Genomic DNA, 17,260 nt, shown 5'->3' with positions numbered 1-17,260 from the left:
CGGCACGGGCGGATGCGCCCGTGCGCCCGCCGTGCGCCTCTGTGTATCGGGAGAGCCCTTCGCGCCAGGTCGTGGCGCGCGCGTGCGCCGACGGCGCACCCGGCGCACACCCGGCGCAAGCGCCGCGCGGGCCAACTCGCGTTCACATGGCGAGATTTGGTCACTTGACTGCATGGCCATATGCCGGAGTAATGGTCGCTGTAAATGATCCACTCGAGTTCCGCTTGGGCATGTGCCAGGCGCAACTGCTGGTGGTCATAGGGTTGACAACTGAGAGGTGACCGTCAGTGGGGCCCGACCTGATAGTTCCACCGATCTACTCTCCGCTCAGTCCGGCCATCCATCCCAGCCACGCCGCCATCGACGCGCGGACCGCCGAATGGGCCGACCACTTCTCCATAGGCTCCGACGCGCTCCGCAGCCACCTCGTGCAGCACGACATCGGGACCTTCGCGGCGCGGATCCTCCCCGACGGCCGCGAGGAAGTCATCTCCATCACCGCGGACTTCATCATCTGGCTCTTCGGTGTCGACGACGGCTACTGCGAGGAAGGCGACATCGGGACCCGGCCGGGCGACCTCATGGGTGCGCTCTCGCGCTTGCTGCGCATCGCCCAGAACCCCGAAGTCACCATGCTGGCGGAAGACCCGCTGGCACAGGGACTGCGGGACCTCCGCTACCGGATGGACGTCCACGGCACACCCGGCCAGGTCGCCCGCTGGGTCGACGCCCTGCGCGAGTACTTCTCCTCCGTCGTGTGGGAGTCGTCCTTCAGGAGTCGCGGCGCCGTACCGGACCTCAACGACTACACGCTCATGCGCATCTACGACGGCGCCACGTCCGTGATGATGCCGCTGCTGGAGATGGGGCACGGCTACGAACTCCAGCCGCTGGAGAGGGACCTCACCGCCGTACGCGCCACGGCCGAGATGGCGTACTTCATCATCTGCTGGGACAACGACATCTTCTCTCACCACAAGGAGAAGCGGGCCGGTGGCTTCTACCTGAACGCGGTGCGGGTGCTCGCCGAGGAGCGGGGGCTCTCGCAGGACAAGGCGCTCACCCTCGCCATCGCACAGCGCGACCGCGTGATGAACCTCTTCCTCCGCGTCACGGAACATCTGCGGATCTTCGGCAGCCCTCAACTGCGCCAGTTCCTCGACAGCCTCGGCCACTTCATACGCGGGGCCCAGGACTGGGGCGTCAGCTCGGTCCGCTACACCACACCCGACGATCCTGCGAACCTCCCCTCGACCTTCTGCGACACCCCCAGCGACGACAGCCTGGATCCGCTGGACATCCCGGCGATCGCGTGGTGGTGGGACCTGCTTCCCGACAGGCACCCGTCCCGTTCGCCACACGAGTTCACCCAGGCGGCAACGGTCGACTCCTTCATACACCCGATCGTCCAGCGCACGGCGTAGTTTTCCGCGAAAGAGGAGGAGTTCACCGCGGCGGTGCCGCACCCCGACCGGATGCCGATGGCGGTCGGGGCCGGTGAGCCCGTCGAGGTCCAGGGTCCGTGTCCGGGGCCGGGAGGAAGTGCGCCGTCTCGCTGATCGCGAGGACGCACATCCCCCGGCCCCGGACACGTGCTGAACGCCGGGTCGAGTTGATCCGTACCGGAGAGCGGCGGGCGCCGGCGCCTCCTAGGATCACGCCATGGAACTGACGTTCGTGGACGTGAAGCCCGGTGAACCGGCCATGACCGCTGAAGTCGGACCGTTGATCAGGGCGTTGAGGCCGGCGCTGACCGCCGACGGGTTCGCGGCGTTCGCTGCGGAGGCGCACGATCAGGGTGTGGTCTTCACGGCGGCGCTGGACGAACGGCAGCGCTACCTGGCGGTGGCCACGCACCGCGTGCTGACCACCAGCAGGGGGCGGACGCTGCTCGTCGACGACATGGTCACGGCGCTGGACGCGCGCGGAGCCGGGGTGGGCACGCGGCTGCTGGCGGAGGTGGAGACCCGGGCCCGGGCGGCGGGCTGCGAGCGGCTCGAACTGGACGCGGGCGTCGCCAACCACGGGGCGCACCGGTTCTTCCACGCACGCCGCATGGCGATCACGGCGCTGCACTTCGCGCGCGAGCTCACCTGACGGGCGCGGGGGCGGCGCGGACGGCGCGCGCCCCCGTGGCCGCTCAGAGGTCGCCGGTGAAGGCCACCAGCCGGGGGGTGCCCCACGGTTCGGCGGCCGTGGTCGGGGTGGCGTGGTCCAGGAGCCACTTCTTCAGCGACTCGAATCCGGCGTCCCCGTAGGTGTCCTTGTAGAGCGCGGCGATGCCGGTGACGTGGGGCGCTGCCATCGAGGTTCCGCTCATGACCGCGTAGAGCCCGCCGGGGAAGGCGGAGGCGATGTCGACACCGGGCGCGTTCAGGTTGACGCAGCTGCCGAAGTTGCTGAACGGCGCACGGTGGTCGGCCCGGTCGATCGCGGCGACGGTGAAGGCCTCCGTGGCGCTCGCCGGCGAGATGGCGCAGGAGCTGACGTCGTCGTTGCCGGCGGCGACGACCGGGAAGACCCCGGAGCGGGCCAGTGCGTCCAGGCTCTCGTTCATCGTGGGGGAGTAGAGCCCGCCCAGCGAGATGTTGGCCACCGCGGGCCGCACCGCGTTCCGGGCGACCCAGTTGATCCCGGCGATGATGCCGGAGTTCGGGCCGCGCGCCTCGCAGTCCAGCACGCGCACGGAGACCAGCGAGACCCCCCGGGCGATCCCGGTGTGCTCGCCGCCGACGGTGCCGGCGACGTGCGTGCCGTGACCGGCGCAGTCCGCGGCGTCCCGGTCGTCGTCCTCCATCTCGTCGATGCCGGGCCTGGCGCGGCCGCCGAACTCCGGGTGGGTGAAGTCGATCCCGCTGTCGATGATGTACGCGGTGACCTTGGCGCCGGTCGCCCGTACGGTGAAGCCGTGTGTGGCCGGGGCACGGTTGTTGACCCGCTCCAGGCCCCAGAAGCGGCCGGTGCCGCCGGGCGGGGGCGGGGTGCCCGGCATCCGGCGGCCGGTCGCCACCGGGACCCGGTCCTCCGCGGGCAGGATGACGGTGGTGTCCTGCTCGACGCCGCGCACCGAGGGCAGCGCCCGTACCCGCGCCAGTTGGCGTCCGGTGAGCGGGGCGGCGAAGCCTCGCATCACGCTGTCGTAGACGTGCGCCGGGGTGATCCCGGCCGCGCTCGCGACGGAGGAGGGGTCGCTGCCCGGGGCCAGGGTGACGATGTAGCGGCCGGGGATGGAGTTCGGCGCTCCGACGCCGAGCAGGGGCGCCAGGGCGACGGGGGTGTGCGCCTGCGCGGGGGACGGCGCGGGGAGGGCGGCCAGAGCGGGGACGGCGGTCATCAGCACTGCGGCGAACGCGCGGCGCAGGGACACACGCATGCGTCGATCTCCTCGGGGCTCGGCGGACAGCACGGCCGACGGGCCGTCAGCCGGCCCTCTCCCCCACCCTGTCAGCCAGGATCGGACGCGGGCGCGCACTGGTACGCCATCCGGGCCGGTGCGCGACGAGGAGCCCCAGGCCGATCCACACGTAGGCGCTGCCGCCCACGAGGGTGCCCACACCGCCGGTGCCGGGCTCGCCCCGCCACAGCCATACGACGCTGCTGCAGAGCAGGACGTAGCTGCCGACCGCCGCGACCACCGGGCCGCGGGTCCGCTCCCGCAGCGCCCGCGCGGCCAGCGCGGACAGCGCCGGGATCAGCCATACCAGGTGGTGCACCCAGGTCACCGGGCTGATCAGACAGGCCGTCACTCCTGTGAGGGCGGCGCCCGCGGTGATGTCGGTCCTGCGCACCTTGTACGCCCACACCGCCAGCACCGCGACGACGGCCAGGGCCCACAACCAGGTGGGGGCGTCGAGCCGGGCGAAGGTGCCGCGCAGCGACTGGTTCGAGGCGTACGACAGCGATCCGACCCGGTCGGTGTCCCATATCGCCCGGGTCCAGAAGTCCCTGGACGCGCCGGGGGCGACAACGGCCGTGAGCAGGGTCGCAGCGCTCGCGGTGGCGGCCGCGGTGAGGCCGGTGCGCCGGTGCCCGGCGAGCAGCAGCCACCCGATGAACAGCGCGGGCGTCAGCTTCACGGCGGCGGCGAGGCCGATCGCGCAGCCCGCCCAGCGGCTGCCGCGGCGCAGCAGTTCGGTGTCGGCCAGCACGAGGGTGAGCAGGACCAGGTTGACCTGCCCGAAGGTGAAGGTGTCGTGGACCGGCTCCAGCAGGGCCATCAGGCAACCGGCCAGCACCATCGCGTACCAGGGGGTCCAGCCCTCGCGGCGCACGATCGGCCACACCGTCCACCACAGCACGGCACCCGCCGCGCAGATGTTGACCGTGGCCGCGATGACGACGGCCGCGGGCCAGCTCACCAGGGTCAGCGGCAGCATGCACAGCGCGGCGAACGGCGGGTACGTGAAGCCGTACGTGGTGCCGGGGCTGAGGTAGTCGTAGACGCCGACGCCGTCGTCCACCCAGGCGTTGACGGTGCCCCAGTACACGCCGAGGTCGAACCAGTGCCGGTGCAGCGGCACGGTCGCCAGGAACAGCGCGGTCGCGGCCACGGCGGCGGCCGCCGTCACGATCCGCCTCATGAGGCGGGCGCGGGACGGACGAGCCGGACCAGTCGCACGGCGGCGAGCGGCAGCAGCGCGAGGGCCGCGCCCGTGGCGGCCAGGGCGATCTGACGGGGCGTCGCGGCGAACCCGCTGGGCAGCACCGCGAGGGCCAGCGCCGCGCTGGCGAGCGCGGCGAGCCGCCGCACCCGGCCGTCGGGGGCCGCCACGGCGAGCGGTACCAGCCCCCACAGCAGGTACCAGGGGCGGATCGCCGGGCCCAGCAGGGCCACCGCGAGCAGGCTGATGCCGAGGGCGTACACCGGCCCGAGCCGCTCGCGGAACAGCCACGCGGCCGCGATGACGAGTGCGGCGGCTGCCATGCCGAGCAGCCGCCAGACGTCCGGGGTGCCGATGAACCTCCCCAGGACGTTGACCAGGGACCAGTTGGAGGCGGAGGCGGGTGTGGTGAGCGCGCCGATCCAGCCGTAGCCGACGCCGGTGACGGCGGTGACGGCCACGGTGGCCGCGCCGGCGACCGCCGCCGTGGCCGCCCCGGCGCGCGCCAGGCGCCAGCGGCCCTCCAGTTGTTCCGCCCAGAGGCTGGCCACGACCAGCAGTCCGAGGGCGGCGGGCGCCTTGACCAGGGCGGCCAGGGTCACCAGTGCGGCGGCCGGCACCGGACGGCGGGCGAGTGCCGCGCCCAGGCCGGCGCCGAGCAGGCCGAGCATGACGGCGTCGTTGTGTGCCCCCGCGACCAGGTGCAGCAGCACCAGGGGGTTGAGCGCCCCCAGCCACACGGCGGCGGCCGGGTCCGCGCCGCAGCGCCGTGCGAGCCGCGGCAGCAGGGTCGCCAGCAGGGCCACGCCCAGCAGGGCCAGCGCCCGCATCCCGGCGACGCCCGCGTGTGCCCCGTAGCGCGCCAGAGCCAGGAAGGCGGGGCCGTAGGGCGCGGGGCTGTTCCGCCAGATCGCCGGCACCTCGGCGGCGGCCGTGCCCCCGAGCACGCTCGGCCCGTGCGTGTAGGCGTCGATGCCCGCGTTCACCATGGCGCCCTGCGCCAGGTAGCTGTAGACGTCCCTGCTGAACAGCGGCGGCGCCGGCAGCAGGGGCGCCGCCCACACGACGAAGGTCGTCAGCAGGGCGCGTATCGACGGCGGCCGGGGCCCGCGCACCAGTCGGCCGAGCTGCCACCAGGCCGCGACGAGCAGGCCGAGGCCGAAGTACGCCACCAGCAGTCCGGCCGCCGCCTCCCCGTGCGGCAGCGCGATCCCGTCCCGTACCGGAAGCGCGCCCGCGGCCCTGCCGCCGACCGCCAGCGCGGTGGTGCCGGCCAGTCCGAGAGCCATCGTGCGAGTCACGTCCGCACGCTCCCATCACCGGATGTCCGCCGGACGACCGGCGGGCGACCGGCGGATGACCGGCCCGGACGCACGGCGCCCGGTTCGTTACGGTGAGGGCATGTTCACACCCGGCGAACGCGCCCGCGTCCAGGCCCGGCTGCTCGGTCTCGCCGCGGACGACGCGGACGTGACGGGGGCCGCGCTCACCGGTTCGCTCGCACTGCCGGACGGCGGCGACCGGTGGTCCGACGTCGACCTGGTGCTCGGGGTGCGCGGCGAGGTGGGCACCGCGCTGGTCCGCTGGACGGCGTGGCTGTACGGGGACGGGTTCGGGGCGCTGCACCACTGGGACCTGCCGGCGGGGGCGGCCGTGTACCGGGTGTTCCTGCTGCCGGGGGCGCTGGAGGTGGACCTGGCGTTCACACCGCAGACGGAGTTCGGGCCGCGCGGGCCGCAGTGGCGGACGGTGTTCGGCGCGGCGGGCCCGGTGCCGGAGACGGCGCCGGCCGACCCGGGGACACCGGCGGGCCTGGGCTGGCACCACGTCCTGCACGCGGCGGCGAGCATCGAGCGGGGCCGGCTGTGGCAGGCCGAGCACTGGATCGGCGCGGTGCGCACCCAGGTCATCGCCCTCGCCTGCCTGCGCCTCGGGCACCCGGCGGCCTATGCCAAGGGCGCCCACCTGCTGCCGGACGAGGTCACCGGGCCGCTGCGCGCGACGCTGGTGCGCGCCCCCGAGCCCGCCGAACTGCGTCGCGCGCTCGCCGCGGCCGCCACCGCTCTCGGGCGTGAAGTGGCCCGCGCCGACCCGGCGTTGGCGGCCCGGCTGTGGCCGGTCCTGGTGGAGCGGGGCGGGGCGGTCAGCTGATCCCGCCGGCGGCGGCCACGATGATCTCGGCGACCCGTCCGGGCTGTTCGAAGAGGACGCCGTGCCCGGCGCGGTCCACCGTGACCAGGGTCAGCGTCGGGCAGGTGTCCAGGTCGTGCCGTTCCCCGTCGGTGAGGCCGATGCCGTCCGCGCTGCCGCGCACGACGACCGCGCGGACACCGCTCGCGCACAGCCGGGTGACGAGGGAGCCGTGCTCGTCGAGATGGGCGAAGTACTGCCGGAGCGCCGCGCGGCAGAAGGCCGGGTCGTTGTCGCCCATGATGGAGGCGAGGGTGTCCCGGCGCGCGGGCGGAAGGCTGTCGCGGACGCCGCGGGGCAGGGTCTTCAGCGCCACCGCCCAGGCCGCCGTGCCCAGCACCGGTACGTGGGCGAGCCGGTCGAGCAGGGCGAGCTCCCTGGCCTCGTCCGTGCGGGAGAAGACGGGGGAGAGCAGCACGAGAGGCCCGGAGAACTCGCCGAGGGCGGCCATCTCGATGGCGATGTTGGCGCCCAGGCTGTGCCCGACGACGAGGTCGCAGCCGGTGTCGGCGGCGAGCCGGCCCATCAGGCGGGCGTAGTTCCCGATCGACAGGTCCTCGGGGGCGGGGCTGCGGCCGTGGCCGGGCAGGGTGACGGCCACCAGACCGAGTCCGGCGTCCGCGGGCGCGGGTTCGGCCATGACGTCGGCGTAGAACTCGGCCGTGCACAGGGCGCCCGGCAGCAGCAGGGCCCTGCGTACGGCGTCGTGCGGTCCGGTCGTGCGGATGTCCCAGCCCGCGCGTCCGTTGTCGGTGCTCACGGCTCCACACCCTGGCCCGGTCCGCGCGGGCGGGTGGGCACCGTGCTCCGTACGTGGCGTGTCGGTGCGATCCTGAACCGCGTGCGAGATGCGATGACGGTGGTCGAGACGGCGTTCGCCGGTGCCCTGGGCGCGCCGGAGGGGGACGTGGAGACGGCGCTGGACGCCGGGGCGTCGGCCATGGCGGCCGCGGAGGCCGGCTGGGACGAGGTCGGCCGGGCGGTGGTGACCGCCGTGGGCGGGCTGCTGCGGGGCTGCCGGACGCGCGGCTGGGAGGACGCGGACCTGCTGCGGATGGTGCGCCGTGAGCTGCGCCCCGAGCACGTACGGCTCGCCGGGCGCCTGACCGCGGGTGGGGACGGGGGCGGGAGCGGTGACCCGGCGGGCCTGCTCACGGCGTACGGGGCGGCCGAGCGGCTGGACCGCTTCACGGTGGCGACGGCTGTGCTGGAGCTCGTCCGCCTGCTGGGGCGGCTGCCCGGGATCACCCCGCCGGCCGCGCCCGCGGGGGCCGCGCCTGGCGGGACGGGGCATCCGATGCTGCGGCGGATCAGGGCGCTGCTGGCGAAGGCCGAGTCCACGGCCTTCCCGGAGGAGGCGGAGGCGCTGAGCGCGAAGGCCCAGCACCTGATGGCACGGCACAGCGTGGACGAGGCGCTGGTCGCGGGCACCGCTGCGGGCGGTGGCCCGGGCTCTCGGCGGATCGGTGTGGAGCGCCCGTACGAGGCGCCGAAGGCGCTGCTGCTGGACGCGGTCGCGGCGGCCAACCGCTGCCGCGCCGTGTGGTCGGCGGAGTTCGGCTTCTCGACGGTCGTGGGCTGGGAGGCCGACCTGGAGGCCGTGGAGGTGCTGTACACCTCCCTCCTGGTGCAGGCCGAGGCGGCCATGCGCGGCGGCGGCGAACCGGGACCGGTCGTGCGCCGCCCGCGCCGCAAGGGCGGCAAGGGCGGCGACCTGTCACGGGACTTCCGCGAGTCCTTCCTCATCGCCTACGCGGGCCGGATCGGCGAGCGCCTGGCCGCCGCCTCCCGCGACGCGACGGAGGAGGCCGCGGAGGCCACCGGGGCCACGGAGGTGCTTCCCGCGCTGGCCGCCCGCGAGGTCGCCGTCGGCCGCGCCGCCGACGCGATGTTCCCCGACACCCGCACCCAGCGCCTCAAAGGCCGCGACCACGAAGGCTGGGCCCGCGGCACCGCCGCCGCCGACCGCGCGGCCTTCCACGGCCCGGCCCGCCGCGACCGGATCGAGCGTCCCGAGGCGTGACGGACGCGCTCCCGGAGTGGGGCTCTGGTGGGCTTGTTCGGCTGTCGCGCCGTCTCGCGCCCTTCGGGCGCAAGGATGCGGGCTGCGGAGGGGGAGGGTGGGGCGGCCCTGGCCGGTGGTGTGCGGGTGGGTGCGTGGCCGGGGTTCGGGCGCCGGAGCGGGGTGCCTTTGCGTTGGCCTGGGGTCTCGTTGCCGTCCGCGGGTGCAGATGGCCCCTTCCGCGCCTGTGTCCGGTGGCGGGCGCGCCCGCCGTGAGCGGCGTCTGCGGGTGGTTCCCCGGCCGGCCTGGGGCTCGGTGGGTGGGCTTTCGAGATCGGGCTATGTTCCGCCGAACATGCCGGCGAAAGCGAGCCCGATCTCCCGCGGACCGCTCGACAGCACCCCGAATCAGCCGCGGTCGCCGGTCACGGCGGGCGCGCCTCCCACGAAGGGTGGGCGTGGTCACCGGCCATCTGCACCCGCGGACGGCAACGAGACCGGAAGCAGACGAACAACCGGCCCCGCTCCGGCGCCCGAACCCCGGCCACGCACCCACCCGCACACCGCCGACGGGCCGCGGCCGCCCACCTCCCCGTCCGCAGCCAGCCGCTTTGCGCCCGCAGGGCGCGAGACGAACCCGCACCCACCCACCGGCCCGGGTCACCGGCCCCACCCACCGGCCCGGGTCACCTAGAACAGCCAGCGGGTCTGGCTGTAGGTGGTGCCGCGGGCGTAGGCGAAGGCGGTGGCCGGTTCGACCTCGTAGACCAGGGCCTCGTGGCCGTCGCCGACGAAGACCTGGTCGCGTACGTCGAAGTGCCATTCGGAGCCGTACTTCTCCTCGTACGCCTCCGCGATCCGGCGCAGCTGGTTGTCGCTGCGCACGCGGGCCGCCTTGCCCTCGAGCACGACGTCCAGGCCGTCGCCGAGCGTGTTGTTGCCGGTGGTGAGGACGACCCGGGGATTGCGGTCGATGTTCCTGGCCTTGCGCTCGTCGGCGCCGGTGCAGAAGTGCAGGGCGTCGTCGAGCCAGACCCCGATCAGCGGGGTGACGTGCGGGCGGCCGTCCGGGCGGACGGTGGTCAGCCAGTAGATCTCGGCGCCGGCCAGGTGTCCGCGGGCGTCGTGCCAGGTCGTGGGGGCCGCGCCGGCGCTGCTGTAGCGGGCGTCGAGCGCGGGCTCGGGTTCCTTCTCGTCTGCCATGGCTCCACTGATACTCCATCAGCCCGCGCGCAGCGCGTACGCGCTGTCGACTGCTTCCGCCAGGTCGCGCACCGCCGGGTCCTCGGTGGTCGCGGCCAGCGCGTGCGCGCGGTCGCCGAGCACGGCGAGTCCGGGGGCGCCGGGCAGCTGCTCCTCGCCGGTGTCGTAGGTGCGCAGCGCGTCGGCGAAGTACGCGGCGACCGCGTCCACCCGGAGCCTCGGGGAGGTGCCGGAGTCCCACAGCCGGCCGGCGAGCCGGTCCGCCTCGACGGCGCCGGTGGCCTCGTGCGGGGAGCGGTCGTGCGGGTCGAGCCAGCGCACGGTCGCCGTCGCGACGTGGCCCCGGGCGCCCGCCTTCAGGCGGACGGCGTAGAGCGCGGTGACGGTGTGGCCGGGGCCGACCTCGCCGCCGTCGACCCGGTCGTCGCGGAAGTCCTCGTCGGCGACGGCACGGTCCTCGAAGCCGATCAGGCGGTAGCGCTCGACGGTGCGCGGGTCGAAGGAGACCTGGGCCTTGGCGTCGCGGGCGCGCAGGCCGATGTTGACGGGCAGCTGGTCCACGAACAGGGCGCGGGCCTCGGCCGGGGTCGAGACGTACGAGGTGTGGCCGTCGCCCTTGTCGACCAGCCGCTCCATCAGGTCGTCGCCGTACTCGCTGCCGACGCCGACCCCGAAGAGCGCGACGCCGTGCTGTGAGCGGGCCCGGTCGATCCGCTCGAGGAGTGCGTCGGGGTCGGTCTCCCCGGTGTTGGCAAGGGCGTCGGAGAGCAGCACGACCCGGTTGGTGGCACCGCGCCGGGCGCTCTCCAGCGCCACGTCGTAGCCGGTGCGCAGCCCCGCCTCCAGGTTGGTGGAGTCCTCGGGCGCGAGGCGGTCGACGACGGACAGGGCGTGCTTCCGGGCGCCCTCGGCGCCGAGCCGGGTGGCCGGCAGGGCGACCCGTGCGCGGTCGCTGAAGGTCACGACGGCGAGGGAGTCGTCGTCCCGCAGCTCACCGACCGCGGCGCGCAGCGCCTTCTGGACGAGGTCGAGGCGGCCGGGGTCGCCCATGGAGCCGGAGACGTCCACGACGAAGGTGAGCACGGCCGGCGGCCTGTTCGCGTCGTCCGCGGGACGGGTGGCGAGGCCGACGCGCATGAGGGACCAGCCCTCCTCGTCGCCGACGCGGGCACCGTCGACGGTGACGGAGAAGCCGTCGCCCCTGGGCGCGGGGTAGTCCTGGCGGAAGCTGTTGACGAACTCCTCGTAGCGCACGTTCGAGGGGGAGGGCAGCGAGCCCTGGTCGAGCCGCCGCTTGGCGTAGCCGTACGAGGCGGTGTCGACGTCCAGTGCGAAGGTCGACAGCCGCGACGCGTCGGGCGCCCGGTCCCGGTCCCCGTCTGTCTCGCCGCCGTTCCACTCGGGGGCGTCGTCCGCGCCCTGTACGGGCCCGGGCCGCTGCGCGCGGTCTGCTCGCCCCCGGTCCGCGTTCGCACCGCAACCCGTCAGCACCGCTCCGGCGACCACCGTCGCCAGTACCGCCGCCGTGATCCGCCGCATCACCGTCACCTGCCTCCCCCGGGGCGCCCCCTGCGCCTTCTGCGACTGTGACGCAGGAGCCCGCGTGCGGGTGGCATCGGGGCCGTTGCGGATGGATCTCAGTCGGGCAACGCCCCTTCGCCCGGGGCGACTCGGAGGGCGCGGCGGGGCCGTCGCGTCAGGCGCCGCGGGCGCGCACGGCGTACAGGGCCGCGCCGGCGGCCAGGACGGCCGCGCCCGCGGCGACGGAGGTCCAGGGCAGGGCGAAGGCCAGGACGAGGCAGCCGGCCAGGCCGAGGGCGGGCACGGCGCGCCGGGCGCCGGGGCCCAGGGTCCAGGCGGAGGCGTTGGCGACGGCGTAGTAGGCGAGCACGCCGAAGGACGAGAAGCCGATCGCCCCGCGCAGGTCGGCGGTGGCGGCGAGCACGGCGACCACGGCGCCGACCGCGAGTTCGGCGTGGTGCGGCACCCCCGTCCGGGGGTGCACCGCGGCCAGGGTCCGGGGCAGGTGGCCGTCGCGGGCCATGGCCAGGGTGGTGCGGGAGACCCCGAGGATCAGCGCGAGCAGGGAGCCGACGGCGGCGACCGCCGCGCCGACCCGCATCAGCGGCGCGAGTCCGCCCGCGGCGTCGGCCAGGGGCGCCGCCGAGCGGGCGAGGCCCTGCGGGCCCAGCACCGCGAGCAGGGCGACCGCGACGGCGGCGTAGACGACCAGTGTGATGCCGAGGGCGAGCGGGATCGCGCGGGGGATGGTGCGCGCCGGGTCCCTGACCTCCTCGCCGAGCGTGGCGATCCTGGCGTATCCGGCGAAGGCGAAGAACAGCAGGCCGGCCGCCTGCAGGACGCCGCCGACGGTCGCGTCGGCCCCGATGTCCAGCCGGGCGGCGTCGGCGCCGCCGCCGGTGAACGCGGTGACCGTGAAGGCCGCGAGCACCGCGAGGACGGCCGCGACGATGCCCCGGGTGAGCCAGGCCGCCTTCTGCACCCCGGCGTAGTTGACGGCGGTGAGCGCCACGACCGCGGCGACGCCGACCGCACGCTGCTGCTCCGGCCAGACGTACGCGCCGATCGTCAGGGCCATCGCCCCGCAGGAGGCGGTCTTGCCGACGACGAAGGACCAGCCGGCCAGGTGGCCCCAGAACGGCCCGAGCCGTTCCCGTCCGTAGACGTAGGTCCCGCCCGAGGCCGGGTACAGCGCTGCGAGCCGGGCCGAGGACATGGCGTTGCAGTAGGCGACGACGGCCGCCGCCGCGAGGCCGAGGAGCAGCCCGGACCCGGCGGCGCGGGCGGCCGGGGCGAACGCGGCGAAGACCCCGGCGCCGATCATCGAGCCGAGTCCGACGACGGTGGCGTCGAAGACGCCGAGCCGTCGCTGCAGTATCGCGTTTCCACCGGTCACGGGCGCAAAGCTATACCGTCCCACTGCTAGACACTGCGTCAGCAAGCTGCGATCGTGGCCGCCGGGGAACGGCGATGGAACAACGGCGGAACAGCCACGGAACCACGAAGTGACGACGCGGCGACGCGAAGGCGAAGGGCGGCGGACATGGCGCAGCGCTGGGTCACGGCCTCCGACGGGGTGCGGCTGGCGGTGTACGAGCAGGGGGACCCGGCCGGGCCCACGGTGCTGTGCGTGCACGGCTTCCCCGACGACCACGGGGTGTGGGACGGCGTCGCCGGGCGGCTGGCCGCCCGCGGCTTCCAGGTTGTGTCGTACGACGTGCGCGGCTCGGGCGCCTCGGACAAGCCGCGCCGCACCCGTGCCTACCGGCTGCCGCAGCTCGCCGCCGACACCACCGCCGTCGCCGACGCGGTCAGCCCGGACGCTCCGGTCCATCTGCTCACCCACGACTGGGGGTCGGTGCAGAGCTGGCACACCGTCAGCACGCCGGAACTCGCGCACCGCTACGCCTCGATCACCTCGGTCTCCGGACCCGACCTGGACCACACCGGCCGCTGGTACCGCGCCCAGCTGCGCCGCCCGTCCCCGGCCCGTCTGCTGAAGCTCGTCAAGCAGTCGCTGGCCTCGCACTACGTCGGCTTCTTCCACCTGCCGGGGATCGCCGAACTCGCCTGCCGCAGCGGCTTCCTGGACGGTGTCATCGCGACCCTGCGCCGCCTGGAGACCGGCGAGGCCCCCGCCGGCCACGGCCCCGGGCTCGCCGCCCGCAACCGCGCCGGGCTCAAGCTCTACCGCGCCAACGTGCTGCCCCGTATGCTCCGCCCCCGCGTGCGGCACGCCGTGCTCCCCGCGGTCGTGCTGGCCCCGGCCAGGGACGTGTTCGTCCTGCCGCCCTGGCAGACCGAGATCACCGACTGGGCGCCCCGGGCCGAGGTCCACCACGTGGACGGCGGCCACTGGCTGCCCGTCCACCGTCCGGACCTCGTCGCCGAGCACGCCGCCCGCCTCGTCGAACGCGCCGAGAAGGGAAGGACCGCGGCATGACCGCCGAGCCCGGGCACCTCGTCCTCGACCCGCGCGACGTGCAAGGGCACGGGGACGGGGACGCGCACGGACACGGCCTGCCCGTCCGCCGCCCGGCCGGCGACGCGGTCCCGCCCCGGGCGCGGTCCTGCGCACTCCCGGCCCGCGCAACGCCTTCCCGCCGGCCCTGACCCGCTCCGGGTCGCCGTTCTCCCCGCCGGGCGGCAACGGGATCACGCCGGTGCTGCCCATGGTGCGTGCCCGGCGGCCGCCGGGACACGGCTCGGCCGGGACGGGGAGGTGTGCTCCCCATCCCGGCCGGCCGCTTCGCGCTCTCTCGTCCCGGACCTCCGAACCGGGCCGGGGGCCTACACCGACAGCGGGTCGAGCGGCTTCGGGACGGGGTGGCCCTCCATCATGGCTCCGAGCCCGAGCACCGCGCAGACGTCCGGCCGGTCGGCGACGGTGACCGGCATCCCGGTGGCCTGACGGAGCATCATGTCCAGGCCCGGCAGCAGCGCGCTGCCGCCCGCGAGCATGACGCCGCGGTCGGTGAGGTCGGCGACCAGGTCCGGCGGGCACCGGCGGAGCACCTGGCCGATCCCGTCGACCAGCGTCGCCATGGGCATCCGGATCGCCTGCCGCACCGCCTCGGTGTCGACGCGGACCGTACGGGCGATCCCGCTGGCGACGTCGCGTCCCTGGACCTCGGCGCTGGTCGCGAGGGGCCCGGGCGCGGAGAGGGCCTCGTGCAGCGACCGCACCGACTGGCTGGGCAGCAGCAGTTCGTGCGTGTTCCGCAGGTGCTGGACGACGGCGTGGTCGATCGCCTCGCCGCCCACCGCGATGGTCTCCGCGGCGACGATCGAGCCCATCGACATGACGGCGATCTGCGTGGTGCCGGCCCCGGCGAGCATGATCATCGTCGCTTCGGGCTCCTCGACCGGGAGCCCGCACCCGATGGCGGCCGCGATGACGGAGTCCACCAGTTCGACCCGGCGGGAACCGAGGCCGTACATCGTCTCGACGGCGGCCCGCTGGGCCAGCGGCCCGCTGCCGTTGGGGGTGCAGACGGCGGCCCGGAGCAACGGCTTGCGCCGCCACGCCTTGCGGAGCTGACCGCCCAGCAGATGACGGAGCATGCGCTGGGCCATCTCGATGTCGACGACCATCCCGGCCTGGATGGGGCGGACCACGCGGATGTGCTCGGGCGTGCGACCGGTCATCTTCTCTGCCAGCGAGCCGACCGCGATCAGCGCGCCGCTGTGCGCGTTGACGGCGGCCACGCTCGGCTCGTCCACGACGAGTCCCTGGTGCTTGAGGTAGACACGGGTGCGCGACGCCCCGAGGTCGACGGCAACGGAGCAACGACGCAGAAGCGCCAGACTGACGGTCACGGCAGATCCTCCCCGAGGGGCCGGTTCCCGGGACCGCCCCTGCGGCGGCCCGTCTGATCATCGTGCGGGCGCAAGTCGAAATCCGCCTGTTGTGGTACTCCGGGCGGTTGATCCGCCTATCGCACGACCCGTGCCGCGAGGACCGCGATGTCGTCGTCCGCCGGCTCCACGACCAGCAGGGACAGCACCCGGTCGACCAGTCCGCCCAGATCACCCTCGCAGTGCAGGCGCAACCCGGCGAGCCGGTCGAGCGAGGTGTCGATGTCCTCTCCGCGCCGCTCCACGAGCCCGTCCGTGTACAGCAGCATCACGTCACCGGGGCGGCAGGAGACGGAGACGGGTTCGTAGCCCCCGTGGCCGGTGCCCAGCGGCGGGCCGACCGGGACGCCGACGAGTCGGACGGTGCCGTCCGGCCGGATGACGGCGGGCGGCAGGTGACCGGCGCTGGAGAAGGTGCACTGGTTGCGCGCCGGGTCGACGAGGGCCAGCAGACAGCTCGCCGGGCGGCCGGACTCCGTCTCCGAGATGAGGGTGTCCAGCCGGCGCAGGATGCGGTGCGGCGGCAGATCGGCCGCGGCCACGAAGCGCAGCATCGAGCGGTACTGGCTCATGTCCACCGAGGCCTCCACCCCGTGGCCCATGACGTCGCCCATCGCCAGCAGGGTGCGTCCGTAGGACAGCCGTACGGTGTCGTACCAGTCGCCGCCCACCAGCGCGGTGCTGCCGGCCGGCTGGTAGCGGAACGCGGCCTCCACGGAGGGGTGCGGGGACCCCGGCTCGGACATCAGGGCGCGCTGCAACTCCAGGGCGATGCCGTGCTCGTGGGTGTAGCGGCGGGCGTTGTCGAGGTAGATCGCGGCCCGCCGGACGACGTCCTGCACGGTCTCGGTGTCCCGCTCGGTGAACGCCGGGGACTCGCCGCAGCGGACCAGGGTCACCGTGCCGATCGGCTCGCCGCGTGCGGCGAGCGGAACGACGAGCGCCGAGTGGATGCCCACCGAACGGAAGGCGGCCATCCGTTCGCGGGCCGAGCCGCCGTGCCCGAGGGCGTCGTCGTCGAAGAGGTTCTGCACCACCGGGCTGCCGGACTGCAGGCAGCGCGGGATCGTCGTGCCCGACGGGTACTCGACGTACTCCCCGGGCTCGCCGAAGGCCTTGACCTGCTCGCGCAGGTTCGGCAGCGCGGCCATGGCTGCCCGGCGCAGCCGCAGCACGCCGCGGTTGTAGGGGGTGGCGCGCTCGGCGGGGAAGACCTCGACGGTGGCGATGTCGGCGAGCAGCGGCACCAGGAACCCGGCGAGTTCGGCGCAGGTCTCGTCCATCTCCAGCGTGGTGCCGATGAAGGTGGCGGCGCGGTCCAGGATCGCCAGCCGCTCCCGGGCCCGTTCCAGGTCCTGCTGGTGCTGGCGGGAGGCACTGACCTCCAGCATGATCCCGACCAGGCCCAGCACCGTGCCGTCCGCGGCGTCCAGCCGGTGGTACGCGCCCTGCCAGTAGCGCCGGCCCAGCTCGGACTCGGCGTGGGTGCGGCCGCTGGAGGGCACCTCGCGTGACTTGCCGTCGGACAGGACCTGGCGCAGCGCCTCCTCGCCGGCGTCGTCGAGGTCCGGCAGCACTTCGGTGATCCGGCGGCCCAGGTGGTCCGCGGCGGGCAGCCCGTTCATCCGGGCGAGGGCGGGATTGACGTAGACGTAGCGCAACTGCGGGTCGTAGATGCCCACGCCCGCAGGGGTGCCGTCCAGCACCTGCCGCAGGACCGCGTGGTCCAGCGGTGACCAGCCGCCGGGCTCACCGTCGCCGCTCACCCGGTCACCCTCCTGTTCGCCGAGTGTGCCCGTTCCCATGATCGGGCGGTCCTCCGCCGGGCGCACGCCCGGATGCGGTCACCCCGCCGGGTGGCCGGGGGCGGGCGGGGCGTGTCGTC

Annotated in this window: 14 protein-coding genes; 5 read left to right on the top strand and 9 right to left on the bottom strand. The window is 74.6% G+C overall.

Annotation, left to right across the window (positions count from 1 at the left end):
• Positions 1–287 precede the first annotated feature (287 nt).
• Complete coding sequence (locus tag ACFW3D_RS09665; RefSeq protein WP_500503228.1) at positions 288–1,424, top strand: selina-4(15),7(11)-diene synthase; 1,137 nt, start codon at positions 288–290, stop codon at positions 1,422–1,424.
• 238 nt (positions 1,425–1,662) lie between these two features.
• The gene (locus ACFW3D_RS09660) at positions 1,663–2,097 is read left to right on the top strand and encodes a GNAT family N-acetyltransferase (protein WP_500503226.1); all 435 of its coding nucleotides are present in this window, start codon (positions 1,663–1,665) and stop codon (positions 2,095–2,097) included.
• Between the two features lie 43 nt (positions 2,098–2,140).
• On the opposite strand, the gene ACFW3D_RS09655 is transcribed toward ACFW3D_RS09660, so the two are convergent.
• Genes ACFW3D_RS09655 through mptB form a run of 3 tightly spaced genes read right to left on the bottom strand, consistent with a single transcriptional unit; the run spans position 2,141 to position 5,890 of the window.
• On the bottom strand, positions 2,141–3,373 hold the full coding sequence (locus tag ACFW3D_RS09655) for a S8 family peptidase (protein ID WP_500503224.1): 1,233 nt from the start codon (positions 3,371–3,373) through the stop codon (positions 2,141–2,143).
• A 46-nt stretch (positions 3,374–3,419) separates the two neighbouring features.
• Positions 3,420–4,568: a glycosyltransferase family 87 protein gene (locus ACFW3D_RS09650; RefSeq protein WP_500503222.1), complete on the bottom strand. Its 1,149-nt coding sequence runs from the start codon at positions 4,566–4,568 to the stop codon at positions 3,420–3,422.
• Positions 4,569–4,576: 8 nt separating this feature from the next.
• Positions 4,577–5,890 (bottom strand): polyprenol phosphomannose-dependent alpha 1,6 mannosyltransferase MptB, encoded by a 1,314-nt coding sequence (gene mptB / locus ACFW3D_RS09645; protein ID WP_500503245.1) that lies wholly within the window; start codon positions 5,888–5,890, stop codon positions 4,577–4,579.
• 112 nt (positions 5,891–6,002) lie between these two features.
• Between mptB and ACFW3D_RS09640 the strand changes: the two genes are divergently transcribed.
• Positions 6,003–6,752, top strand: coding sequence for a hypothetical protein (locus tag ACFW3D_RS09640; RefSeq protein ID WP_500503220.1), 750 nt, complete (start codon positions 6,003–6,005; stop codon positions 6,750–6,752).
• Here the strand turns inward: ACFW3D_RS09640 and ACFW3D_RS09635 are convergent.
• On the bottom strand, positions 6,745–7,551 hold the full coding sequence (locus tag ACFW3D_RS09635) for an alpha/beta fold hydrolase (RefSeq protein ID WP_500503218.1): 807 nt from the start codon (positions 7,549–7,551) through the stop codon (positions 6,745–6,747). The two genes, ACFW3D_RS09640 and ACFW3D_RS09635, sit on opposite strands and share 8 nt — an antisense overlap.
• 81 nt (positions 7,552–7,632) lie before the next feature.
• On the opposite strand from ACFW3D_RS09635, the gene ACFW3D_RS09630 reads away from it, so the two are divergent.
• Positions 7,633–8,814: a DUF2786 domain-containing protein gene (locus ACFW3D_RS09630; RefSeq protein WP_500503216.1), complete on the top strand. Its 1,182-nt coding sequence runs from the start codon at positions 7,633–7,635 to the stop codon at positions 8,812–8,814.
• A 669-nt stretch (positions 8,815–9,483) separates the two neighbouring features.
• Here the strand turns inward: ACFW3D_RS09630 and ACFW3D_RS09625 are convergent.
• The 3 genes from ACFW3D_RS09625 to ACFW3D_RS09615 all read right to left on the bottom strand — a co-directional run bounded on the left by ACFW3D_RS09625 (position 9,484) and on the right by ACFW3D_RS09615 (position 12,913).
• Positions 9,484–9,996, bottom strand: a complete 513-nt coding sequence (locus ACFW3D_RS09625; RefSeq protein WP_500503214.1) for a pyridoxamine 5'-phosphate oxidase family protein — start codon at positions 9,994–9,996, stop codon at positions 9,484–9,486.
• Positions 9,997–10,014: 18 nt separating this feature from the next.
• Positions 10,015–11,535: a vWA domain-containing protein gene (locus tag ACFW3D_RS09620; RefSeq protein WP_500503212.1), complete on the bottom strand. Its 1,521-nt coding sequence runs from the start codon at positions 11,533–11,535 to the stop codon at positions 10,015–10,017.
• 157 nt (positions 11,536–11,692) lie between these two features.
• Entirely contained in the window at positions 11,693–12,913 is a 1,221-nt protein-coding gene (locus ACFW3D_RS09615; RefSeq protein ID WP_500503210.1) for an APC family permease, read from the bottom strand.
• A gap of 147 nt (positions 12,914–13,060) precedes the next feature.
• Here ACFW3D_RS09615 and ACFW3D_RS09610 point away from each other — a divergent pair, with 147 nt between their 5' ends.
• The gene (locus tag ACFW3D_RS09610) at positions 13,061–13,960 is read left to right on the top strand and encodes an alpha/beta fold hydrolase (RefSeq protein ID WP_500503209.1); all 900 of its coding nucleotides are present in this window, start codon (positions 13,061–13,063) and stop codon (positions 13,958–13,960) included.
• Between the two features lie 347 nt (positions 13,961–14,307).
• On the opposite strand, the gene ACFW3D_RS09605 is transcribed toward ACFW3D_RS09610, so the two are convergent.
• A complete protein-coding gene (locus ACFW3D_RS09605; protein WP_500503207.1) occupies positions 14,308–15,336 on the bottom strand; it encodes a rod shape-determining protein in 1,029 nt (342 codons plus the stop codon).
• Positions 15,337–15,452: 116 nt separating this feature from the next.
• The gene (locus ACFW3D_RS09600) at positions 15,453–17,180 is read right to left on the bottom strand and encodes a SpoIIE family protein phosphatase (protein ID WP_500503205.1); all 1,728 of its coding nucleotides are present in this window, start codon (positions 17,178–17,180) and stop codon (positions 15,453–15,455) included.
• Between the last annotated feature and the right edge of the window lie 80 nt (positions 17,181–17,260).

It is taken from the genome of Streptomyces sp. NPDC058864, from assembly GCF_042742985.1.
Classification (GTDB): Bacteria; Actinomycetota; Actinomycetes; order Streptomycetales; family Streptomycetaceae; genus Actinacidiphila.
The sequence above is the reverse complement of the archived record's forward strand: the minus strand, read 5'-3'. Positions and strand labels throughout refer to the sequence as shown.